The following is a 21,035-nucleotide window of genomic DNA, read 5'->3' on the forward strand; positions in this document are numbered from 1 at the left end:
GGCCCTCGCGCACGAGCGCCTGGGCGAGCACGGTGGCGGTGGTGGTGCCGTCGCCCGCGACGTCGTCGGTCTTCTTGGCGACCTCCTTGACGAGCTCCGCACCGATCTTCTCGTACGGGTCTTCCAGCTCGATCTCCTTGGCGATCGAGACGCCGTCGTTGGTGATCGTGGGGGCGCCCCACTTCTTCTCCAGCACGACATTGCGGCCCTTGGGGCCGAGCGTCACCTTCACGGCGTCGGCGAGCTGGTTCATGCCGCGCTCTAGGCCGCGACGGGCCTCTTCGTCGAACGCGATCAACTTGGCCATACGGTGGTCCTCACTTTTCGATTGGCTCGAACAGGCCGGCGGCGATGCCCGCGACGGACGGCTGCCGCGCGCGGATTCGGTTCCGGCGTCGGCGACCTCATCGGAAGCCAGCTGGCACTCAGCCTAGCCGAGTGCCAATTCGAGTCTGGCACTCGGCCCCGGCGAGTGCAAGGAAATGGCGCCGCGAGCTACGCGGCGCCTACGCTCTGCGGACCCGCAGAGTTCAGGCGAGGCGCACGGCGTCGGCCTGCGGGCCCTTCGGCCCCTGGACGACCTCGAACTCGACGCGCTGGTTCTCCTCGAGCGACTTGTAGCCGTCGGACTGGATGGCGCTGTAGTGGACGAACACGTCCTGGCCGCCGTCCACGGCGATGAAGCCGTAGCCCTTCTCGTTGTTGAACCACTTCACGCTGCCCTGCGCCACCGTGCTCTCCAAGCTCTCGTCGATCGGTCCGGCAAAAGCTACACGGCAGGGCACGCCCGGCCTAGTGGAACGCGCAACCGCCCGTAACGGCTCGCCTTTCCTGCCTGGTGGCCGCAGATTGGTCGCTCGCGCGGCCATAACACAGGAAAGGCCCTGACGCGGTGCGCCGTCCACATCGCTCTGCGGCATCCACATCGCGTGCGGGAACGCCGCAGGGCCGTGCTGGTCCCGCGATCGTGGCGCCTATGCGGCAGCTGCCTCCCGGTCTCGTGTTCACCGCGGATGCCGCCGCGCAGTACGGGTGGACACGATCCGCTCTGCGGCACGGCGTGCGCACCGGCCGCGTGCTGCGGATGGGACCAGGCGTGTTCTGCGCCCCGGAGGCCGCCGACGTGCGGGCGATCGCGGTAGCGGCTGCGCTGCGCCACGCGGACGGCGTGCTCAGCCACCGAACGGCCGCACTGATGCGCGACACGCCCGTTGTCGGCGGCCGTCCGGATCTGGCTGAGATGACGTTCGCGCCAGGGGCCGGCGCAAACCGTGCCGGCGTGCACGTGCACCGTGCCCACCTTCCGCCCACAGACATCGATCCGATGAGCGGCGTACCGGTAACCAGCGCGGCACGCACGGTCGTGGACATCGCTCGCAACCGTCCGTTGGTCACCGGTGTTGCCGCGATGGACGACGTGCTGCACCGCGAACTGGCCGACGAGAAAGACATCCTCCGCGTCCTGCACGAGTGTGCGAACTGGACGGGAGCACGTCGCGCGAAGCTGGCCTGGTCCCTTGTCGACGCCAGGTCGGAGTCAGCCCTGGAATCAGCGAGCAGGCTGCGGCTGCGCGAGCTGGGTGTCTGTGCACCCGAATTGCAGAAGTCAATCTTCGATACGCGGGGCAGGTTCGTTACTCGGGTCGACTTCTATTGGGACGAGTACGGCGTCTACGGCGAGGCGGACGGTCGCACCAAGTACGTCGACCGAGCCACTCTGTGGCTGGAGAAGCAGCGGGAGGACGAATTAGGCCGACTCGGGCTCGTCGCGGCGCGCTGGGGTTGGGACGAGGCCTGGCACCGTCCGCGGCTCATCCGCGAACGCGTCCTGTCGGCCTTCGGTCGTGGACGCGCCCGCGACCGATCCGGGTTTCCTCGGAAATGGTCGCTGTAGAGGTCCCAGAGCGACCGCAGTGCAGGAAAGGCACCCGACCAGCGACCACCAGCCAGGCAAGGCGCCCAGGTTCGCGAGGAAAGGAGGGCCAGGTTAGAGCAGGCCGGCGTCGCGCATGCCGGCGAGCGTCGGGGCGATGACGGCGCTCGGCCGCCCACTGGCGCTCACCGCGTCGATTGTCTTGAGGCCGTCCCCGGTGTTGTAGACGACGGTCTCCACCGAGGTGTCGACCCGGCCCTGCTCGACGAGCTTGCGCAGCACCGCGATGGTCACGCCGCCGGCGGTCTCGGCGAACACCCCGGTCGTGCGGGCGAGCAGCCGGATGCCCTCGCGGATCTCGTCGTCACCGACCGCGGCCATCGCGCCGCCGCTCGAACGCACGGCGTCGAGCGCGTACGGGCCGTCGGCGGGGTTGCCGATGTTGAGCGACTTCGCGATGCCGGTCGGCTTGACCGGTTGCACGTTGTCGTGCCCGTCGGCGAACGCCGTCGCGATGGGCGAGCACCCGGCCGACTGTGCGCCGAACACCGTCCACGACGACTCGGGCACGAGCCCGGTGCCGACCAGTTCCTTGAAAGCCTTATTGATCTTGGTAAGCATGGAACCGGACGCCATCGGCGCGATGTACTGCCCCGGCAGCCGCCAGCCGAGCTGCTCGGCGACCTCGAAGCCGAGCGTCTTCGACCCCTCGGCGTAGTACGGACGGATGTTGACGTTGACGAAGCCGGTGTTCTCGAACGCGTCCTCCTCCGCCAGCATCGAGCACAGCCGGTTGACGTCGTCGTAGGAGCCCTCGACGCCGACGAGCGTGCCGCCGTACACCGCGGTCTGCACGATCTTGGCCGGCTCGAGGTCGGCGGGCACGAAGACGATGGACGGCATGCCGATGCGCGACGCGTGCGCCGCGACGGAGTTCGCGAGGTTGCCCGTCGACGCGCAGGCGATGCGCTCGAAGCCGAGCTCGCGCGCGGCGGTGATCGCCACCGACACGACGCGGTCCTTGAACGAGTGGGTCGGGTTGGCGGAGTCGTCCTTGATCCACACCGGCGCGGTGAAGCCGAGCTCGTCGGCCAGGCGGTCGGCGCGGATGAGCGGGGTCATGCCCGTGTTCGACTCGACGCGGGCGTCGGTCTGGCCGACGGGCAGCAGGCCGGCGTAGCGCCACAGCGAGTGCGGGCCGGCCTCGATGTCGGCGCGCGTGACCCGGGCCAGGGCGTCGGCGTCGTAGCCGATCTCGAGCGGGCCGAAACACTCGAAGCACGCGTGCTGGGCACCGAGCGGGTATTCGGCGCCGCAGTTGCGGCACACGAGTGCCGAGGCCGGCGAGGCGGGGTTTGCAGTGCGATCAGCGACAGCAGTCATTACGAGGTCTCCTCATCTTTCCCGCCACGAACGTGGCGGGGCGGAGTTGGCACCTGCGCGCGGCGAGCTCGCGTCAGACGCAAGTCACCGCACCGTGGTTGCCGGGGCTTCGTCGGGCCGGTCCCTCTGCCCCTCTGGATGAGCGGTGCTATTCGGTTGTGCCCTTGATGATGGCACAGGCCGGCGAAGCTCTAACCGGACGTGTAATCCGACGTGAGGACGACCACGATCGGACCGCTCGGCAGCTGGGCGAATCGCTTCTTGACCCGCTGGATGGACGGGAACTGTTGCGCCAGCGCCTGCGCTGCCGCCTTCGACCCCGGCGAGTCCGGGTCGTAGTAGGCGCAGGTCGACACGATGTTATTGGTGAGGTTGCCCGTGGTGCTGACGTTCCACCCGCCGTCCTCGAAGCGCTTGGCAGCCCGTCCGGCCAGCCCGGAGGTCTCGGTGTTGTTCAGCACGATCAGCGGCACGCTCTTGACGTCGCCCGCGGCGGCGGTCGAGGACGTGTGCGGGGGCGACGACGCGTGCGAGGACTTCCCCGTGGACCTGGACTTCGACTTCGACTTCGTGGCGGACGAGGACGGCTTCGACGACGACTGCGACGACGATGCGCCGGCCGACGCGCTGGCCGACACTGCGGCGACATGCGTCTTCGGGTGGCGCAGCGCCAGGACGGCGATCACCAAGACGATGGCACCGACCAGCACGACACTGATGCCGGCCAGCCGCTCACGCTGCCGGCGACGCGCCTGCTGTCGGGCCAGACGGCCGGAGCCGCCAAGCTGTGCGTTCAGTGCTCAAACCTCGATACCCAGTCGACGTGCCGACCGCTGACGCTGCCGGCTCGCCCGTAAGCGTCTCAAACGCTTCACCAGCATCGGATCGGCGGCCAGTGCTGCGGGGGTGTCGATCAAGGCGTTGAGCACCTGGTAGTAACGCGTCGCGGACATGTCGAACAGTTCCCGGATGGCCTGCTCCTTGGCGCCGGCGTACTTCCACCACTGCCGCTCGAAGGCGAGGATCTCGCGGTCCCGACGGGTCAGCGCATCGGACCCGGAGTCGTCATCAGCTGCGGCGGCGTGCACTGACTGCATCGGTGTTCCGGCCCTCCGACGTGAAAAGTTGCGTACGGCCCCGGCCGCTCGCGCGGCGCGAAATTGCACCCGTGTAATTCGCGGTGCCATTCAACCACGGTTGACGCACGTCAAGCGTTCACGCCGCGCTGTGGACACCGGGACGTGTCGTCCACAGCCGGGCGGCGTACGCGCGGTTGTGGGTGCGCGCAGCGTCATCCTTCGCTGGTGTCCACACCTTTCGACGCCGGCGGCCTCGCGGCCGTCGCCGCGCGCATCGACGCCCAGGCGACGGCACTGCGCGCACAGCTGCCACGCCTGTCCGCCACCTTCGCTGCCGTGCGGTGGACCGGACCCGCCTCCCGGGCGTATCACGGCGCCGCCCGTGAGGTGCTGGCCGTGCTGCTGGCGTCCGCCGACCGCCTCGAGATCGCCGCGGACGCCCTGCGGGTGCACGCCGACCACGTGCGGCTGGGCCGATCCCCTGGAGCGCACTGAATGTCCGCGCCCACCCGGCCGGTCACCGTCGCCGGCGGCAGCACGATGATCGACGCGCATCTGGCGGACTTGACCGCGCTGGCCGCCCGGCTCGACGCCTTCGCGCACGAATGCGAACTGGCGGCGCGCACCGTTCGCGGGTACCTGCTCACTCCCGAATTGGACTCCTCGCAGCTGCTCGACCCGGGCGGGTACTACCGCTTCGAGTCGGCTCTGCTCGATGCGGTCGGCACCGCAGGCGGGCTGGGGTCGGCGGTCGCGCAGGCGGACGCGCTCGCCCGAGAGCTACGCGGCACCGTGACCGCCTACGAGCAGGTGGACGCCCTCGTGCGCCGTCTCGGGTCGGGCGGCTCCCCGTTGCTCACCGGGCTGGTCGGGCTGCCGGTCGCGCTCGGCCTGGGGATCGCCGAGCTCGTCCAGGGCGCCGGGTTCGCCGACGCCGGACAGGCGGTGATCACCACCGACCCGGCGGTCGGCGACGTCGCCATGGCCGCCGGTGGCCTGCAGGTCGGCGTGCTGCTGGGTGGCGTCGTCCCGGACGGGCACGGTGTCGTGACCGACCCCGGCATCGACGCACAGGGCGTGGCCGCGCAGCCGCCGCGCGGGCTGACCGACATCGTCGCCGATCTCGCCCAGCGGGACAACAGTCCGAACGACGGCGAGATCGACGTGCGGATCCTGACGATGCCGGACGGTTCGCGACGCGCGATCGTCGACGTCACCGGCACCAAGTCCTGGAATCCCGGTCCGACGAGCGACGTCACGAGCCTGACGACCAACGAACGCGCGATCGCCGGCCGGCGGACCGCCTACGAGGGCGGTGTCCTCGCCGCCATGCGCACCGCGGGCGTGCGCAAGGGCGACGACGTGATGATCGTCGGGCACAGCGAGGGCGGGATGGTCGCCGTCAACACCGCCCGCGATGCCGTGCGTTCCGGCGAGTTCGACGTCACGCACGTGATCACGGCCGGCGCGCCGATCGGGCGCACCGTCGGCGGCCTGCCGGCGCAGGTCAACGTGCTGGCGCTGGAGAATCGCAATGACGTGGTGCCGCACCTCGACGCCGCCGACAATCCGCAGACGCGCAACGTCACGACCGTCACCGGCCTACGCGGCGACGGCACCGTCGTCGGCGACCACGACGTGCACGGCAGCTACCTGCCGATCGCGGCGGACACGCAGGCCAGCCACGACGTCGCCGTCAGGCAGTACGAGCGCAGCGCGAACGGCTACTTCCACGCGTCGCGCGTCACCACGCACACGTACCGCATACGTCGCAGCTACTCGTGACGTCTTGCCGCGCCCGGCCGGACGGGTCACGATCACCGCATGCTCGGACTCATGCAGGACCTGCCACTGACCGTCAACTGGATCGCCGCGCGGGCGGGGCAGTACTACGCCGACAAGGAGATCGTCACCCGCACGGCGAACGGCATCGAACGCGCGACAATGCGCGACGTGCTCACCGACGCCGGGCGCATCGGCGCGTACCTCGACTCCGTCGGTGTCTCGGCGGACGGCCGGGTGGGGACATTCGGCTGGAACACCGCGCGGCATCTCGCGCTGTACGTCGGCATCCCGTGCACCGGCCGGGTGATGCACACGATCAACATCCGGTACTTCGCCGACCAGCTGATCTACACGGTCGATCATGCACAGGACGAGGTCGTGTTCGTCGACCGCTCGCTGCTGCCGCAGTTCGCCCAGTACCTGCCCAAGCTCGACGGCGTCCGGCACGTCGTGGTCACCGACGACGGCGCGGACTGCGAGCTGCCCGACGATCCGCGCGTCGTCCGGTACAGCGACGTCGTCGAGCCGCTGGACCCGATCGACTTCGACGGTCGGGTCACCGACGAACAGCAGGCGGCGTCGCTGTGTTACACGACGGGCACGACCGGCAACCCGAAGGGCGTCCTGTACTCGCACCGGTCCGCGTGGCTGCACTCCAACGCCGCGACGACGACCGGCGTCTTCGCGCTCAGCGACCGCGACCGCGTCCTGCCGGTGGTGCCGATGTTCCACGCCAACGCGTGGGGCCTGCCCTACGCATGCCTCATGGCCGGCGCGTCGATGGTCATGCCGGGGCCGGACCTGTCGCCGGCGGCGGTGCTCGACCTGCTCGACACCGAGGACGTGACGGTCACCGCCGGCGTCCCGACCATCTGGATGGGCGCCCTGCCGCTGCTCGGCGACCACGACCTCTCCGCGCTGCGGCTCATCATCTGCGGCGGTTCCGCGGTGCCCCGCTCACTGTCCGAGGCGTACCGGGACGCGATCGGTCTGCCGATCCGCCAGGCCTGGGGCATGACGGAGACCTCGCCGATCGGCTCGGTCGCCGTCGAACGCGGTGAACTCGCCGGCGCGGACGAGCAGCAGAAAGCCGACGTGCGGGCGACGGCAGGTATTGCGCCGCAGGGCGTCGAGCTGCGCATCGTCGACGCCGACACCGGGAACGTGCTGCCGTGGGACGACGCCGCGTCCGGCGAGCTCGAGGCCCGCGGGCCCTGGGTGGCGCGGCAGTATTTCCGCACCGACGAGCCGGGCGAGCAGTTCAGCGACGACGGCTGGCTGCGCACCGGTGATGTCGCGACGATCTCGCCGCTCGGTTACGTCCGGCTGGTCGACCGCACCAAGGACCTCGTCAAGTCCGGCGGGGAGTGGATCAGCTCGGTCGACCTCGAGAACCACATCATGGCGCACCCGAAGATCGCCGAGGCCGCGGTGATCGCGGTGCCGCACCCGAAGTGGGCGGAGCGGCCGCTGGCCTGCGTCGTGATCAAGGACGGCGAACAGCTGTCCGCGGCCGAGGTGCTCGATTTCCTGCGCGACCGGCTCAGCAAGTGGCAGCTGCCTGACGATGTGGTGTTCATCGATGAGGTGCCGAAGACGAGCGTCGGGAAGTTCTCCAAGAAGACGCTGCGTGACCGGTTCGCGGACTATCAACTGCCGCAAACCTGACCAAATCGCCCGCTTCGGCGTGTCGCAACACAAGCAACACTTGTCACACCCTTAACGTGGATGGTTTCATCGACCGACCCCTTCCCCCGGGGGTCGAGCGCGGCATGCACGGCACGATCGCGGCTTCGCTCGCCACGACCCGCAGTCCCCCGCCTGCGTGGCCGACGAAAGACCCTCGATGAAGCGCTCCCGCCTGTTCACGATCCCCCGTGGCGCCACCGCCGTCCTGACCTGCCTGGCCCTCGCCCTCAGCGGCGCCGCGGCCACGCTCACCACCGAGAACACCAGCTCGGTGGTCCCGGGCTCGCCGTACGGCGGTATCAACTCGATGCGCGTCGTACCGGGTGGCGTGCAGGTCATCGGCTGGGACATCGACCCGAGCGCGCAGACGTCGCCGGTCGCCACCTACGGAACCGTCGACCACGCGAACGGCGTCCGGGTGACCGCGAACGGCAACAGGCCCGACGTCGCGCGGGTCTACAAGCACGCCGGCGCCGCGCACGGCTTCAACTTCGTCATCCCGGCCACCGAGGGCAAGCACGTCCTCTGCGTCGGAGCGTTCAACATCGGCGCCGGGGCACGCCGCACGCTGAAATGCCTGACGATGACACTCGATTACGGCCCGTTCGGCGGCTTCAACCCCGTCACGAATCGGCCCGGCGCACTCGACGTGCGTGGCTGGGCCATCGACCGGGATGCACCCACCTCGCCGGTCACGATGTCGATCAGCATCGACGGCACGCCGCACACCGTCGTCGCGAACCGCACCCGCACCGACGTCGCCCGCGTCTACCCCGGCACGGGCACCGCACACGGCTTCGACGTCGTGCTCCCGACCTCCCAGGGCGCACACCGCATCTGCGGCACCGCGGTGAACATCGGCTACGGCTCGAACAACAGCTACGGCTGCCGAACGGCAGTGCTGGACAACAGCCCGCTGCTCGCCTTCGGCTCGGCGACGCGCAGCCGCAACCAGATCCGGGTGACCGGTTGGGCCATCGACGAGGACGCACCCACCCGGGCGGTGACTGTCACCGAGACGGTCGACGGCCGGCCGAGCTCCTTCGCCGCGAACACGAGCCGACCGGACGTCGGCCGGGTGTATCCGAACACCGGCACGCACCACGGCTTCGACCACTCCGTCACCGTGGCCGAGGGCACGCACACCGTGTGCGTCCGCGCCGCGAACATCGGCTACGGCGTGGACGCGGTCCTGCCGTGCAAGACGGTGGTCATGAACTACACGCCGACGGCCTCGATCGGGACACCGAGTGCGACGGCGACCGGGATGCGCGTGGTCGGCTGGTCCGTCGACCCCGACACCGCCGCACCGACCGCGGTTCGGATCAGTGTGGACGGCAGGGGCGCCGGCACCACCATGGCGAACCACACGGGCGTGCACGCCGCGCACCGCGGGCACTATCTGACCGTCGGCGTGCGCTCGGTCTCGGGGCGGCACGCGGTGTGCCTCGTCGCTGTCAACGAGCTCTACGGCACGCACGACTCGCCCGCGTCCTGCACGACGACGACGCTCGCGCTGCGTCCGGTCGCGGACGTCAACTCGCTGACCCGGGTGGCGCATTCGACCGCCATCGCGGTGCGCGGCTGGGCTTTCGACCCGGACACCGCGGCGCCGCTGAAGATCGGTGTCACCGTCGACGGCGTGGCCCGCCCCGACCTCACGGCTGCGGCCACACGCACCGACGTCGCACGCGCCTATCCCGGGACGAGCGCCGAGCACGGATTCACCGCCTCGCTGGCGGCCACCGACGGCGAACACCGGGTCTGCTTGATGGCGCGCAACGTCGGCGGCGGCAGCGATCTGACATTCGCTTGCCGAATCATCAATGCCGTGCACCCGCGCGCCGCGAGCGTGCCGCTTTCGGCACACGGCACGCCGGGCTATGGCGCGGTGACCGTCACCTGGACGGCGCCGGTCAGTGACGGTGGCGCACCGGTGAGCCGCTACATCGTGCGCACGAGCAACGGCACGGTGATCAACGCCGCCGCCACGGCGCGGTCGGCCACCGTCACCGGCCTGAAGTCCTCGACGTCCTACCTGTTCAGCGTGGAGGCCGTCAACGTCGCGGGCAGTTCCGCCCGCGCTGGGACCGGACTGGTGAAGACGCTGACCGGCCCGGCGCCGCAGCGCAGCCCCGCGCCGGTGTCCATCAGCCGCTACATCCGCAACATCCGCGGCTCGTCACCGAGTGAGCTGGCGACGATGCGGGCCGAGGGCCTGGCCGACGCGCGGCGAAACCCGTCCGGCCACAGCTATGTCGTGCTGCTCGACATCGGCGGCCAGGATCAGAGCGACGGCGGTGTCGTGCTCAGCGCCGGCGTCCGGTTCGTGTCCTACGGGAACCTGGTGCGCGACGTCGAGGCGTACACCGACGGCTACCACCAGGGCCAGCGCGGCGTGGCGCCGGTGGTCATCGCACTCGGTACCAACAACGACATGGACGTGTCGTACAGCAGTGGCGCGGCATGGGCGACGCGGGTCGTCAACCCGGTGCGATCGCACGCCCACTCGTACGGCGGCATGAGCGTGGCCGGGGCGAACGACATCGAGCCCGGCTTCCGCGCGTCGTACTCGGCGACGCGCAGCTGGCTGTCCGGGTACCTGGCGAGCACCAGCGCGACGTTCGTCTTCAACGGCTCCGCGGACGGTTGCGCCTGGACCGCGACCGGCCGCCGGTGCAACAACGGCTGGACGATGGCCGGCCTGTACACGCTCGCCACCGGCGCCGCGCCCACCCGGTCGTGGAACCTGCCGCAGATCTACAACACGACGATGGCGGCGCAGTGGAAATACATCTCGCTGACCGGTGTCGTGTCGCGCCAGGCGCGCATCCGCTTCGGTGGCACGCTCACCGAGCTGACCGCATGCCGCCAGGCACACAGTTGCGGCAGCCTCAGTGGGGGTAGCGCGTGGTCGACGTTGTGGCGCGATCTGCAGTCGGACTCGCGCGTGCGGGTCAGCAGTCTGCCGTGGGCCACCGACCTGCGGATCGATTCGTGAGCGGTGCCCGGCAGCGACGAACGCTGATCGCGGCAGCACTGCTCGGCGCTGGCGTGCTCGCCGGATGCACCGCGAGCCCGGCCGCGGTGCGGCAGCACGCAACTCAGTCGTCCCGTCCCAGCAGTACGGCGGTGACCAGCGCCGCACCGGCCGTCAGTAACAGCACGACGCCGACGTCACCCGCGGCGCCGCCCAGCACGTCCGTCGCGTCGACGAACGCGCCGGCCGCCCCATTGAGCAGTGCGGCGCCGCGCTCGACCTGCACGAACGTCACGGTCCGCGTCATCCGCGGGTCGGCGGCGCAGGGCATCGAGTTCGCAGCGCTGCAGTTCAGCAACGCCGGTAAGAAGGCGTGCGAGCTCTACGGTTATCCGATGGCCACACTGCGTCTGCAGGGCAAGCAGATCGGGACGCCCGCACAGCCGGCGACGACTGCGACGTCCGCCATGAAGCTCGCGCCGGGCGGCACCGCCGAGAGCCGGCTCGTCGACTACGTCAGCTGTCAGGCACCGTTGTCCGACTCGGTTCGCGTGGTCGTGCCCGGCAGCACGATCCACACCGTCCGGCCGGCGCAGCTGCGCGCGTGCGTGCTGCGCGTCGGCAAGCTGGGCCAGCCCGAGTGAGCGACGCGTTCGTCGACGATCCGCGCTCGTTGCGCCGGCACGACTTCGGCGTGCTGCGGCAGGTACCCACCCGCTGGTCGGACGACGACACGTACGGCCACGTGAACAACGTCGTGCACTACCTGATGTTCGACACCGTCGTGAACGGTTGGCTGATCGAGGCCAGCGGCGTCGACATCCGGGCACTCCCGGCCGTCGGCCTCGTCGTCGAGACCTCCTGCCGGTACTTCGCCGAACTGCGCTTCCCGGAGGTCGTCACCGCCGGGCTCGCGCTCGAACGGCTCGGCACGTCCAGCGTCGTATACCGGCTGGCCCTGTTCGGCGAGCACGCGCAGACGCCGGCCGCGGTGGGTCGCTTCGTGCATGTCTACGTGGGTGCCACGGACCGACGCCCCACCTCCGTTCCGACGCAGATCCGTGATGCGCTCGCCGGGCTGACACGGGGATCAGCCGGCCCGGTTGAGTAGGTGTGCTCACGCGCGCACCCGGCGCCGGACGGCAAGGTCATCGGCATGAACACGAACCCGTCCGCCAAGACCACTCCCGCCTTCTACCTCCAGGCGATTCTGTCGTTCGTCATCGCGCTCGCCGTCGTCGTCATCGGCGAGCTCTACCTGCCGGTGGCGCCGTGGGCACGCGCGTTCCTCGCCATCGGCACCGTCTTCCTGGTCAGCTCGACGTTCACGCTCGCCAAGTGCGTTCGTGACCATCAGGACACCGAGAGCGTCGTCGGGCGACTGGACGCCGCCCGGGTCGAGCGGCTGCTCGCCGAGTTCGACCCCTACCGGGTGCCCGGCGAACCCGCCCCGACCGAACAGCAGCCGCGTTACGCACCGGCTCCCATGCCCGCACCCGTGAGCTGACGTCATCACTTCGCCCACCGACCATTCGGCCCGGCCCGTTTCGACGGGCCGGGCCGTCCTGCTGTCTTCTAGTCTTCGGCGCATGCCCACCGCCCGGCCGAGAGTGCTGTCCGCCCCGGTCAGCGGCGTGCGGCTGTCGCTGTGGCGGGCGGCCTGCGTGTTCCGCGTGGTCGGACTCGCGGTCTGCGTGTTCCTGATCGTCTTGTGGCAGCCGATCTACCGCCGTCCGTCGATCGCCGTCCTGGCCGCCGTCGGGATGGCGGTCGTGACGGCAGCGGTGTTGGTCCTCGGCTGGCGCGGGTACGCGCATCGTCGGGGTTTCGTACTGGCCGACGCGGTGGTGACGCTCGGACTGACGCTGCTGAGCATCCCCGCGCAGACCGCGACGCAGCAGCACGGTGGCATGGTCACGTTGACGACGATCTGGGCCGCCGGGCCGACCGTCGAGGCGGCGTTCGTGGCCGGCCCGTTCGGCGGCCTCGCGGTCGGTGCGGTTCAGTACGCGGTCGCCGCGGGTATCGCGCAGCAGTGGGACGGGCGCACGCTCTACAGCGGCGTGCTGCTGCTGGTGACGGGCGCGGTCGTCGGGTTCGTCGTGCAGCTGGCCACCCGCGCCGAGGACGATCTTCGAGTGGCCGAGGCGACGCGCGCTGCGACGGCCGAGCGTGAGCGCATCGCGCGCTCCATCCACGACGGCGTGCTGCAGGTGCTCGCCCTGGTGCATCGCGCGGGCGCGCGCGCCGACGGCGAATGGGCGCAACTCGCCGCGGCCGCTGCGGAGCAGGAGACGGCACTGCGCGGGCTTCTCGCCTGGCAGGACGCGCCGGCACCGCGCGACGGAATGTGCGACCTGGCGACCGACCTGCGTGGCCTCGCCGGGCCGCGCGTCACGGTGGCGGCGCCGGGCGAGCCGGTGCTGCTGGACGCACAGGTCGCCGAGGAGGTCGTGGCCGCGGTCCGCGCCGCGCTGCACAACGTGGTGATGCATGCCGGGGACGGCGCCCGCGCGTGGGTGCTGCTCGACGCACTCGAGGCTGAGCTGCACGTGTGCGTGCGCGACGACGGAGCCGGGATGGCGCCGGACCGGCTCGACACCGCGGCGCGCGACGGCCGGCTCGGCGTGGCCCGCTCGATCCGCGGTCGGGTGACGGAACTGCGCGGCACGGTCGACATCACGTCCGCACCGGCGCGCGGCACGGAGGTACGGATGGTGATCCCCCGATGACCGCAGACGCCGTGCGGGTGATGGTCGTCGACGACCACCCGATCTGGCGCGATGCGCTGGAACGCGATCTCGTCGACGCCGGCTACGACGTCGTCGGCGCCCCGGCCGACGCCGAGACCGCGGTGCGTATCGCGCCGGCCGTGCGGCCCGACGTCGTCCTGATGGACCTGCAGCTGCCCGGCATGACCGGCGTGGACGCGGTCGCCGAGTTGGTGCGCGTGGACCCTGCGGTACGGGTGTTGATGTTCTCCTCGTCCGGGGAGGACGCGGACGTGCTGGCCGCCGTCAAGAGCGGCGCGCGCGGCTACCTGATCAAGTCCGCGGACCGGGCGGAGCTGCTCGACGCCGTCGCGCGCACAGCAGCCGGCGAAGCGGTGTTCTCCCCCGGCCTGGCCGCGCTGGTGCTCGGCGAGTACCGGCGCATCGGCCGGGACGAGCCGGCGCCGACCGCCGTGCTGACCGAGCGCGAGACGGAGATCCTGCGGCACGTGTCGACGGGCATGTCCGCGCGGGACATCGCCGAGCGCCTGGTGGTGTCGCACCGCACGGTGCAGAACCACGTGCAGAACACGCTGCGCAAGCTGCAATTGCACAACCGGGTCGAGCTCACCCGCTGGGCGATCGAGCAGGGCCTGACCGAGTGAGCGGTCAGCGCTGGTCGCGGCGCAACGGGTGGTCGGCGGGGATCTCGACCAGCACGATGGGCACGCCGTCGGGATCCTCGATCCACGCCTCGAGGAGTCCCCACGGCTCCTGTCGCGGCGCGCGGACGGTGCGCACGCCGGCCGCCGCGATGCGCCGGTACTCGGCGTCGACGTCGCGTACCTGCAGCCACAGCGCCACGCCGTCGCGGCCGGCTTCGGGAGCGGAGCCGGACACCTCGGAGCAGGACGTTGCCCGCGTAGTAGACGACGCCCGGCTCACTTTCTGCGCTTCCCACCCGGGATGGTCGTTGCGTCGACCGGAATCGCGACCATGTCGGGTGGGAAGACGGATGCAGCGGTGCGTCAGGTCGCCATGACCTCGATCCGGTCCATCGCCTCGAGCTCGTCCTTCGGCGTGTCCCGGACGGCGGCGAGGATCGCCTTCTGCAGTTCACCGATCCGGGCGTCGAGCACCGCGCACAACCGGTACGCCAGGCGTCCGACGTGGCGCACCGCTTCCGGATCGACCGCAGGTGACGGCACGGAGGTCACGGCGACCGCGTTCACCTGACCGTCGTCGTCCTGGGCCACACCCACCGTGTAGGTCTCGCGCGGGTTGACGAGCGGGTCGGCGTGATGGTCGCGCAGGTGCATCAACACCCGGTGCCGACGCACGACATCGTCACGCTCCTCGCCCTCGGCCGGATCGAGGTCGGTCTCGGTGACCGCTGCGGCCGAGGCTTCGGCCGCACCGAAGGCCCGGGCGTAACACAGCAGCACGAAGGTCCACAGCGCCTCGGCGGTCGGGTCGGCGCCCCCGCGTGCGGGATCGCCGAGCACGGTGAGCAGCTGCTCGCACGTCACCAGCACGGTCTGCAGGTCGTCATAAGCGCCGACCAACCGCACGAGGCGGATCGCGTCGGGATTGTCGAGGCGGCGGATGGACTGCGGCATGGCGTCGTTGTCGGCTCGATCGCTCATCAGCTGGCTCCTCGGTCGGGGACGGTGCTGGTCTTCAGTGCAGGACGGCATAGAGCAGGTAGGCGTTGAGCGTGATGATCGTGGCGGCCACAGCTGACATCAACGCCGTCGTCGTCGCTCGATTCGCGTGCGGTCCCATGACGTCGGCGCGGCGGCTGAGCATGGTCAGCGGGACGAGGGCGAACGGGACCCCGAAGGACAGCAGCACCTGCGACACCACGAGCGTCGACGTCAACGGCAGGCCGAGGCCGAGCACGACGAGTGCCGGGAGCATCGTGACGCCGCGCCGGACGAACAGCGGGACCTGGCGCCGCAGGTAACCCGCCATCACCACCTGTCCCGCGTAGGTGCCGACGCTCGACGACGAGAGCCCGGACGCGAGCAGGGCCACCGCGAACGCGACGGCGGTGCCGCCGCCCGCGAGCTCGGCGAGCCCGGCGTGTGCGGCGACGATGGAGTCCGCGTGCTGGCCGCTCAGTCCGGAGAACACCGCCGCCGCGACGACCAGCATCACCACGTTGATCACGCCGGCCAGCCCGAGCGCGACGACGACGTCCAGCCGCTGGACGCGCAGCACCGAGCGCCGCTCCCGATCGTTCACGAACGGAGACAGGTTCTTGGTCAACGCCGAATGCAGGTAGACGACGTGCGGCATGACCGTCGCGCCGACGATCCCGGCGGCGAGCACGACGCTGTCCGCGCCGGCGAAGTGCGGCACAAGACCGCCGGCGACCGCACTCGCATGCGCGCCCACCGACGCCAGGTCGTAGAGGAACCCCGACAGCACCAGCGCGAGCAGCGCCACGACCACGAGCTCGAAGCGCCGGCGCCCGTGCTGCTCGAGCCCGAGGATGACGAAGGCGACGACCGCGGTGATGAGTCCGGCAGGCAGCAGCGGCACTCCGAAGAGCAGGTTCAGCCCGATGGCGGCGCCGACGAACTCTGCGATGTCCGTTGCCATCGCGACGACCTCGGCCTGCACCCACAGCAGCGTCGACGCGGTCCGCGGGAACCTCTCCCGGCACAGCTCGGGCAGGTCCCGGCCGGTGACGACGCCGACCTTCGCCGACTGGTACTGCACGAGCATCGCCATCACGTTGGCGACGACCACGACCCAGATGAGCGTGTAACCGTACTTCGCGCCGGCGGAGAAGTTCGTCGCGAAATTGCCCGGGTCGATGTAGGCGACCGAGGCCACGAACGCCGGGCCGACGAGGCCGGCGGCGACACGCCACCGGCTGCGCTCCCCGACTGCGGGATCCGCCGCGGTCGAGGAGGGCTCAGCGTCGTCGGAGACCGGACCGCGGTGTCCGGCCGTCCTCGTGTCGAACACCCATGATCACCCGACCGACGGTCCGAGGCCCATGGACTGCGGCGTGCTGGAGTCCGGCGACGGCTGGTGCAACCCCTCGTCCAACGGACCGAACTCGGTCATCAGCGCGCGGCTGCCGCCCCACGGCGTCTGCTCCTCGGCGATCAGCGTGTTGGTGGTCAACAACAGGCCGGCGACCGACGCGCCGTTCTGCAGCGCTGACCGGCTCACCCGCAGCGGGTCGATGATGCCCATGTCGATCATGTTCCCGAACTCGCCGCGCAGCGCGTCGAATCCCTCGTCGGTGTTCATCCCGGTGATCCGCTCCACGACCTCCTTGCCGGAGTAGCCGGCGTTGGCCGCGATGAGGAACGCTGGTTCGGTGAGCGCGCGGCGCACGATCTCGACGCCGATCGCGTAGTCCTTCTCGACGTTCAGCTCGTCGAGTACCGGCGCGGCATGGACCAACGCTGCGCCACCACCGGCCACGATCCCCTCAGCCATGGCCGCGCGGGTGGCCGACAACGCGTCCTCGACGCGGTGCTGCAACTCGGTCAGCTCGGCATTGGTGGGCGCACCGACCCGAATCACCGCGACCTTGCCGGACAGTGCGCCGATGCGCTCGGTCAGCACGTCCTCGTCGATGCCGAAGGTGGCCCGCTCCAGTTCGGCACGCAGCTGGCCGATGCGGAACGCGACGTCATCGGCGCTGCCCGCGCCGTCGATGATCGCGGTGCTGTCGGCGGTCACCCGGACCTGCCGGGCCCGGCCCAGGTGCTCGAGCTTGAGCGTCTCCAGCCCCACGCCGGACGTCTTGCTGATGACCGTCCCACCGGTGATGCTCGCGATGTCCTCAAGCTTGCGCAGCCGCCGGTCGCCGAAACCGGGGGCCTTGGTGGCCACGCACTTGAAGATGCCGTTGACGTGGTTGTGCACCAGCATCGACAGCGCCGGGCCCTCGACGTTCTCGGCGATGACGAGCAACGGACGCGGTGAGCGCATGACGTTCTCGAGCACCGGCATCAGCTGCTGCACCTGCGTGATCTTCTCGCTGCACAGCAGGATGTACGGGTCGTCGAGCACCGCCTCGAGGCTGGCCGGCTCGGTGACGAGATACGGCGAGACGTAGCCGTTGTCGTACTCGAAGCCCTCCACGAAATCGACGCTCATGCCGTGCGTCACGGACTCCTCGACCGTGACGATGCCGGCGTCGCCGACCGTGTGCAGCGCGGTGGCCAGCACCCGCCCGACCTCGTCGTCGTCGTTGGCCGAGATGGCCGCGACCCGCGCGAAATCGGCCTCGCTCTGCACCGGATGCGCGGCCGCGTGCAGCCGCTCGACGAGCTTGGCCACCGCGAGGTCGACACCACGCTTGACCAGCACCGGGTTGCCGCCCGAGTTGATGGCCAGCATGCCCTCGCGGATGATCGCCTGCGCGATGACCGTGGCGGTGGTGGTGCCGTCGCCGACGATGTCGTTGGTCTTGATCGCGGCTTCCTTGACCAGCTGGGCGCCCATGTTCTCGAACTGGTCGCGCAGGTGGATCTCCCGCGCGATCGTCACGCCGTCGTTCGTCACCACCGGCGAACCGGTGATCTTCTCGAGGATGACGTTGCGGCCCTTCGGGCCGAGCGTCGACTTCACCGCGTCGGCGAGCTGATCGACACCGGACAGCAGCAGCGTGCGCGCATCGCTGCCGAAACGCAGGTCCTTGGCCATGGTTACTCCTCGAGTCGGGCGGGTCGGTCAGGGAACGAGAATCGCCCGGCCGCGGACCTCGCCCGCGTCGAGGTCGTGCAGCGCCTCCTGGGCGGCGTCGAGCGGGTAGGTCTTCGTGTGCAGCGTGACCTTGCCGGCCTGGGCGAGCACCATCAGCTCGGCCAGCTCGTTGTAGGTGCCGACGATGTTGCCGATCACGTTGCGTTCGGTGCTGACGACGTCGAGCGTCGGGACGTGCAGCTCGCCGCCGTAGCCGATGACGTAGTACGAGCCGCCCGGACGGGTCATCGCCCAGCCGTCGCGTTCCGCACCCTCCTCGGCGACGAAGTCGAACACCACGTCGGCGCCGGCACCGTCGGTCAGCTGCAGCACCGCGTCGACGTGCTTGCCGTCGGCCACCACGGTCTGGTTCGCGCCGAGCGACTCGGCCAGTTTGAGCGCAGCGGGATTGCGGTCGACGACGATGATGTTGGTCGCGGTCAGCGCGGTCAGGCACTGCACGCCGATGTGGCCGAGGCCGCCGGCCCCGATCACCACCGCGGTCGTCCCCGGATAGAGCAGCGGCACCGCCTTGCGCACCGCGTGGTAGGCGGTGATGCCGGCGTCGGCCAGCGCGGCGAGGGCGTTCGGCTGCGTCGACGGGGCGAGCTTGATGCACGCGCGCGCCGACGTGAGCAGGTACTCGGCCATCCCGCCGTCGGTGCCGTCCAGGCCGGGGAAGACGCTGAGTTCGCAGTGCATGTCCTGCCCGGCGCGGCACGCGCGGCACAGCCCGCAGGTCGGCGTCGGGTGCAGGATGACGGTGTCGCCGACCGCGACGTTGGTGACCGCCGAGCCGACCTCGTGCACCCAGCCGGCGTTCTCGTGCCCGATCGTGTACGGCAGGGTCGGGTGCATCGCCTCGTCCCACTGGCCGAGGATGATGTGCAGGTCGGTGCGGCACACACCGGCGCCACCGATCTTCACGACGACGTCCGTCGGCCCCTTGACGGTCGGCTCGTCCACCTCGTCGACGGTGGGTTGTTCGTTGTAGGCGTGCAACCGGACGGCCTTCATCAGTCATCTCCTTCGGGGTCCACGGGCAGGCCGTAACGGTTGGCGAGCATGCCTTTGCACACGTGGCCGTTGGCCTCGAGGTTGACCCGCGTGAGCCGCGCCTTGCCCAGGTGCAGCCGCAGGTCGTCGGGTGCGACGGCCGCGCCGGTCCGCACGTCGATCAGCAGCGGCGCGTCGTCGCCGGCCGGTAGCCCGAGCTGGGCACGGCGTGCGCGCAGCCGGTCGACGTCGTCGCTGTGCGGCAGGTCGGCCAACGTCAACGTGGCCAGCTCGGCCGGCGTGCGGCGCAGCTGCCGAACGACGCGGTCGGTGCCGGCCAGGACGGCTTTGCGGACGAAGTCCGCGCGCAGCGTGTCCAACTCACCGTCGGCCAGGCTGCCGAACGACTCGACGAAGCCGGCACGCGCGGCGACGCCGGCATTGATGTCGGTCGAGGCGAAGTGGTCGTCGAGCAGCACCACCGCCCGCGTCACGCCGGGCACCGCGGCCACCGCTTCGTAGGCATCGGCCACCATCAGGAACGCGAAGTTCGGCGCACAGAAGTACGTCGGCAGTCGCAGATGCACCTCGGCGACGCCGTCGTCGCCGACCTCGCAGGAGGCGACGAAACCCAGTGACGTCACCGGCTCGTCGATCTCCGGGTCGATCACGGAGTCGAGAGCGCGCAGCACCAGGGAGCGCGCCGGCAGTGCCAGCACGCTCCCCTGGTTGGGCTGCGTCATGCCTGGCCTTGGACGAGCTCCGCGTCGTCGCGCCTCGCGGGCTCGCTCTGGTCGGCGATCTGGCACTCGGCCGGGACGTCGATGTCGTAGAGCTTGGCCGCGTTGAGGCCGAGAATCTTCTTCTTGGTGTCGACGTTGACCCGCGGGTAGTCGGAGAACTCGTCGCTCGGGTAGTCCCAGTCGACGAACCCCTCGACCTGCCACTTCGGTTCCCAGATGCCGTAGTCGCTGCCGAAGGTCATCTTGTCCTCGCCGACCCAGAACAGCAGCTCGCCCATCACCTTCGCGAAGAACTTCGGCCGGGCGTACATCAGGCCACCGATGACGACCGAGAGGCCCGCGTAGACGTTGGGCTCCTGCGTCGCCATGAAGCAGAAGTCCTCGATGCGCGGCAGGCCGACGTGTTCGACGATGAAGTTCAGTTCGGGGAAGTCGGTGGCCGCGTGATCGACGTCGGACACGTCGAAAGCGTCCTTGTCCAACGGCCAGATCGTCGGGCCCTTGTGCACGTGGACGTTCTTGATCCCCAGCTCTCGGGCCTTGTCCAAGAACCGGTAGCAGTCGGGGTCGCTGAGCTTGTAGCCGCGCGAACCGTTGTTCCACTCGGCGGTGTAGAGCTTGATCCCCTTGGCGTTCCACCGCTTGACGTTGTCGGCGAACTCCTTCAGGCCGCTGTCACCGTCACGCGGGTCGAACCGGGTGTTGACGATGAACTTGCCCGGGTACTTCTCGGCCAGCGCGCCGTTCTTCTCGGTGGTGTTGAAGCCTTCCGAGTACCACTCCTTGAGGTACGTCGGCTGGAAGACCGCGACGTCGACGTGCCCCTTGTCGAACACGTCGCTCATCAGGTCGTCCTCGGAGTACCCCTCGAAGTGCTCGATCGACCAGTGCGTCTCGGGCGGCCCGAGCGACTGGTAGGCGTGGAAGCATTCGATCCACCCCTTGGCGTACTGCTCCTGGCCCTTGACCCAGTTCTCCGGTGTGGCGTCCCAGAAGTGCATGTGGCTGTCGACCACGAAGTACTTCTCGCCGTCCTTCTCGTACACGTACGTCTCCTCACTTGCGCCGCAGCGCAGATGG

Annotated in this window: 22 protein-coding genes, 1 pseudogene and 1 riboswitch; of the genes and pseudogenes, 10 read left to right on the forward strand and 13 right to left on the reverse strand. The window is 70.0% G+C overall.

Annotated features, from left to right (window positions below; all coding sequences use genetic code 11):
- A partial coding sequence (locus tag ACFFCN_RS10055; RefSeq protein ID WP_375491223.1) for a TCP-1/cpn60 chaperonin family protein occupies window positions 1-307 on the reverse strand: 307 nt, incomplete at its 3' end.
- Between the two features lie 223 nt (window positions 308-530).
- Window positions 531-731: a cold-shock protein gene (locus ACFFCN_RS10060; RefSeq protein WP_375491288.1), complete on the reverse strand. Its 201-nt coding sequence runs from the start codon at window positions 729-731 to the stop codon at window positions 531-533.
- A 245-nt stretch (window positions 732-976) separates the two neighbouring features.
- Here ACFFCN_RS10060 and ACFFCN_RS10065 point away from each other — a divergent pair, with 245 nt between their 5' ends.
- Window positions 977-1,894, forward strand: coding sequence for a hypothetical protein (locus ACFFCN_RS10065; RefSeq protein ID WP_375491225.1), 918 nt, complete (start codon window positions 977-979; stop codon window positions 1,892-1,894).
- A 93-nt stretch (window positions 1,895-1,987) separates the two neighbouring features.
- Here the strand turns inward: ACFFCN_RS10065 and thrC are convergent, their stop codons facing one another.
- From thrC to ACFFCN_RS10080, 3 genes are all read right to left on the reverse strand, one after another.
- Window positions 1,988-3,256: a threonine synthase gene (gene thrC, locus ACFFCN_RS10070; protein ID WP_375491227.1), complete on the reverse strand. Its 1,269-nt coding sequence runs from the start codon at window positions 3,254-3,256 to the stop codon at window positions 1,988-1,990.
- A gap of 9 nt (window positions 3,257-3,265) precedes the next feature.
- Window positions 3,266-3,401: riboswitch (SAM riboswitch) on the reverse strand.
- A gap of 46 nt (window positions 3,402-3,447) precedes the next feature.
- Window positions 3,448-3,966: a LytR C-terminal domain-containing protein gene (locus ACFFCN_RS10075; protein ID WP_375491229.1), complete on the reverse strand. Its 519-nt coding sequence runs from the start codon at window positions 3,964-3,966 to the stop codon at window positions 3,448-3,450.
- 90 nt (window positions 3,967-4,056) lie between these two features.
- Window positions 4,057-4,353, reverse strand: a complete 297-nt coding sequence (locus ACFFCN_RS10080) for a DUF3263 domain-containing protein (RefSeq protein ID WP_375491230.1) — start codon at window positions 4,351-4,353, stop codon at window positions 4,057-4,059.
- Between the two features lie 207 nt (window positions 4,354-4,560).
- Between ACFFCN_RS10080 and ACFFCN_RS10085 the strand changes: the two genes are divergently transcribed.
- From ACFFCN_RS10085 to ACFFCN_RS10100, 4 genes are all read left to right on the forward strand, one after another.
- Window positions 4,561-4,830, forward strand: a complete 270-nt coding sequence (locus ACFFCN_RS10085) for a hypothetical protein (RefSeq protein WP_375491231.1) — start codon at window positions 4,561-4,563, stop codon at window positions 4,828-4,830.
- Window positions 4,831-6,120 (forward strand): hypothetical protein, encoded by a 1,290-nt coding sequence (locus ACFFCN_RS10090; RefSeq protein ID WP_375491233.1) that lies wholly within the window; start codon window positions 4,831-4,833, stop codon window positions 6,118-6,120.
- A gap of 39 nt (window positions 6,121-6,159) precedes the next feature.
- Window positions 6,160-7,788, forward strand: coding sequence for a long-chain fatty acid--CoA ligase (locus ACFFCN_RS10095; protein ID WP_375491235.1), 1,629 nt, complete (start codon window positions 6,160-6,162; stop codon window positions 7,786-7,788).
- Between the two features lie 178 nt (window positions 7,789-7,966).
- The gene (locus ACFFCN_RS10100; RefSeq protein ID WP_375491236.1) at window positions 7,967-10,810 is read left to right on the forward strand and encodes a fibronectin type III domain-containing protein; all 2,844 of its coding nucleotides are present in this window, start codon (window positions 7,967-7,969) and stop codon (window positions 10,808-10,810) included.
- Window positions 10,811-10,913: 103 nt separating this feature from the next.
- On the opposite strand, the gene ACFFCN_RS10105 is transcribed toward ACFFCN_RS10100, so the two are convergent.
- Window positions 10,914-11,084, reverse strand: a complete 171-nt coding sequence (locus tag ACFFCN_RS10105) for a hypothetical protein (protein ID WP_375491300.1) — start codon at window positions 11,082-11,084, stop codon at window positions 10,914-10,916.
- Here ACFFCN_RS10105 and ACFFCN_RS10110 point away from each other — a divergent pair.
- From ACFFCN_RS10110 to ACFFCN_RS10130, 5 genes are all read left to right on the forward strand, one after another.
- Entirely contained in the window at window positions 11,044-11,433 is a 390-nt protein-coding gene (locus ACFFCN_RS10110) for a DUF4232 domain-containing protein (protein ID WP_375491290.1), read from the forward strand. The two genes, ACFFCN_RS10105 and ACFFCN_RS10110, sit on opposite strands and share 41 nt — an antisense overlap.
- Complete coding sequence (locus tag ACFFCN_RS10115; RefSeq protein ID WP_375491238.1) at window positions 11,430-11,900, forward strand: acyl-CoA thioesterase; 471 nt, start codon at window positions 11,430-11,432, stop codon at window positions 11,898-11,900. The genes ACFFCN_RS10110 and ACFFCN_RS10115 overlap by 4 nt, the downstream gene beginning before the upstream one ends.
- Before the next feature lie 45 nt (window positions 11,901-11,945).
- A complete protein-coding gene (locus ACFFCN_RS10120; protein WP_375491240.1) occupies window positions 11,946-12,296 on the forward strand; it encodes a YiaA/YiaB family inner membrane protein in 351 nt (116 codons plus the stop codon).
- 82 nt (window positions 12,297-12,378) lie between these two features.
- Window positions 12,379-13,521, forward strand: a complete 1,143-nt coding sequence (gene macS / locus ACFFCN_RS10125; RefSeq protein WP_375491242.1) for a MacS family sensor histidine kinase — start codon at window positions 12,379-12,381, stop codon at window positions 13,519-13,521.
- Window positions 13,518-14,165, forward strand: coding sequence for a response regulator (locus tag ACFFCN_RS10130; RefSeq protein WP_375491244.1), 648 nt, complete (start codon window positions 13,518-13,520; stop codon window positions 14,163-14,165). The genes macS and ACFFCN_RS10130 overlap by 4 nt, the downstream gene beginning before the upstream one ends.
- Window positions 14,166-14,169: 4 nt before the next feature.
- Here the strand turns inward: ACFFCN_RS10130 and ACFFCN_RS10135 are convergent.
- The 7 genes and pseudogenes from ACFFCN_RS10135 to ACFFCN_RS10165 form a co-directional block, all read right to left on the reverse strand.
- Window positions 14,170-14,521, reverse strand: a pseudogene (locus ACFFCN_RS10135) (VOC family protein).
- A gap of 7 nt (window positions 14,522-14,528) precedes the next feature.
- Complete coding sequence (locus tag ACFFCN_RS10140; RefSeq protein WP_375491245.1) at window positions 14,529-15,146, reverse strand: hypothetical protein; 618 nt, start codon at window positions 15,144-15,146, stop codon at window positions 14,529-14,531.
- Between the two features lie 34 nt (window positions 15,147-15,180).
- Window positions 15,181-16,479: an Nramp family divalent metal transporter gene (locus tag ACFFCN_RS10145; RefSeq protein WP_375491247.1), complete on the reverse strand. Its 1,299-nt coding sequence runs from the start codon at window positions 16,477-16,479 to the stop codon at window positions 15,181-15,183.
- A gap of 6 nt (window positions 16,480-16,485) precedes the next feature.
- The gene (gene groL / locus ACFFCN_RS10150) at window positions 16,486-18,177 is read right to left on the reverse strand and encodes a chaperonin GroEL (protein WP_375491249.1); all 1,692 of its coding nucleotides are present in this window, start codon (window positions 18,175-18,177) and stop codon (window positions 16,486-16,488) included.
- A gap of 27 nt (window positions 18,178-18,204) precedes the next feature.
- Window positions 18,205-19,233, reverse strand: a complete 1,029-nt coding sequence (locus tag ACFFCN_RS10155) for an NAD(P)-dependent alcohol dehydrogenase (protein WP_375491251.1) — start codon at window positions 19,231-19,233, stop codon at window positions 18,205-18,207.
- On the reverse strand, window positions 19,233-19,955 hold the full coding sequence (locus tag ACFFCN_RS10160; protein WP_375491253.1) for an iron-sulfur cluster assembly protein: 723 nt from the start codon (window positions 19,953-19,955) through the stop codon (window positions 19,233-19,235). Before ACFFCN_RS10160 ends, ACFFCN_RS10155 begins: the two co-directional genes overlap by 1 nt.
- Window positions 19,952-21,001, reverse strand: a complete 1,050-nt coding sequence (locus ACFFCN_RS10165; protein WP_375491255.1) for an amidohydrolase family protein — start codon at window positions 20,999-21,001, stop codon at window positions 19,952-19,954. The genes ACFFCN_RS10160 and ACFFCN_RS10165 overlap by 4 nt, the downstream gene beginning before the upstream one ends.
- Window positions 21,002-21,035 lie beyond the last annotated feature (34 nt).

This window comes from uncultured Jatrophihabitans sp., assembly GCF_964246335.1.
Taxonomy (GTDB): domain Bacteria; phylum Actinomycetota; class Actinomycetes; order Mycobacteriales; family Jatrophihabitantaceae; genus Jatrophihabitans.

What these genes read in the sequence shown, in the direction of transcription:
- ACFFCN_RS10065 (WP_375491225.1), top strand. Translation starts at nt 977, where the DNA reads ATGCGGCAGCTGCCTCCCGGTCTCGTGTTCACCGCGGATGCCGCCGCG.
- thrC (WP_375491227.1), bottom strand. Translation starts at nt 3,256, where the DNA reads ATGACTGCTGTCGCTGATCGCACTGCAAACCCCGCCTCGCCGGCCTCG.
- ACFFCN_RS10080 (WP_375491230.1), bottom strand. Translation starts at nt 4,353, where the DNA reads ATGCAGTCAGTGCACGCCGCCGCAGCTGATGACGACTCCGGGTCCGAT.
- ACFFCN_RS10090 (WP_375491233.1), top strand. Translation starts at nt 4,831, where the DNA reads ATGTCCGCGCCCACCCGGCCGGTCACCGTCGCCGGCGGCAGCACGATG.
- ACFFCN_RS10095 (WP_375491235.1), top strand. Translation starts at nt 6,160, where the DNA reads ATGCTCGGACTCATGCAGGACCTGCCACTGACCGTCAACTGGATCGCC.
- ACFFCN_RS10100 (WP_375491236.1), top strand. Translation starts at nt 7,967, where the DNA reads ATGAAGCGCTCCCGCCTGTTCACGATCCCCCGTGGCGCCACCGCCGTC.
- ACFFCN_RS10120 (WP_375491240.1), top strand. Translation starts at nt 11,946, where the DNA reads ATGAACACGAACCCGTCCGCCAAGACCACTCCCGCCTTCTACCTCCAG.
- macS (WP_375491242.1), top strand. Translation starts at nt 12,379, where the DNA reads ATGCCCACCGCCCGGCCGAGAGTGCTGTCCGCCCCGGTCAGCGGCGTG.
- ACFFCN_RS10130 (WP_375491244.1), top strand. Translation starts at nt 13,518, where the DNA reads ATGACCGCAGACGCCGTGCGGGTGATGGTCGTCGACGACCACCCGATC.
- ACFFCN_RS10140 (WP_375491245.1), bottom strand. Translation starts at nt 15,146, where the DNA reads ATGAGCGATCGAGCCGACAACGACGCCATGCCGCAGTCCATCCGCCGC.
- groL (WP_375491249.1), bottom strand. Translation starts at nt 18,177, where the DNA reads ATGGCCAAGGACCTGCGTTTCGGCAGCGATGCGCGCACGCTGCTGCTG.
- ACFFCN_RS10155 (WP_375491251.1), bottom strand. Translation starts at nt 19,233, where the DNA reads ATGAAGGCCGTCCGGTTGCACGCCTACAACGAACAACCCACCGTCGAC.
- ACFFCN_RS10160 (WP_375491253.1), bottom strand. Translation starts at nt 19,955, where the DNA reads ATGACGCAGCCCAACCAGGGGAGCGTGCTGGCACTGCCGGCGCGCTCC.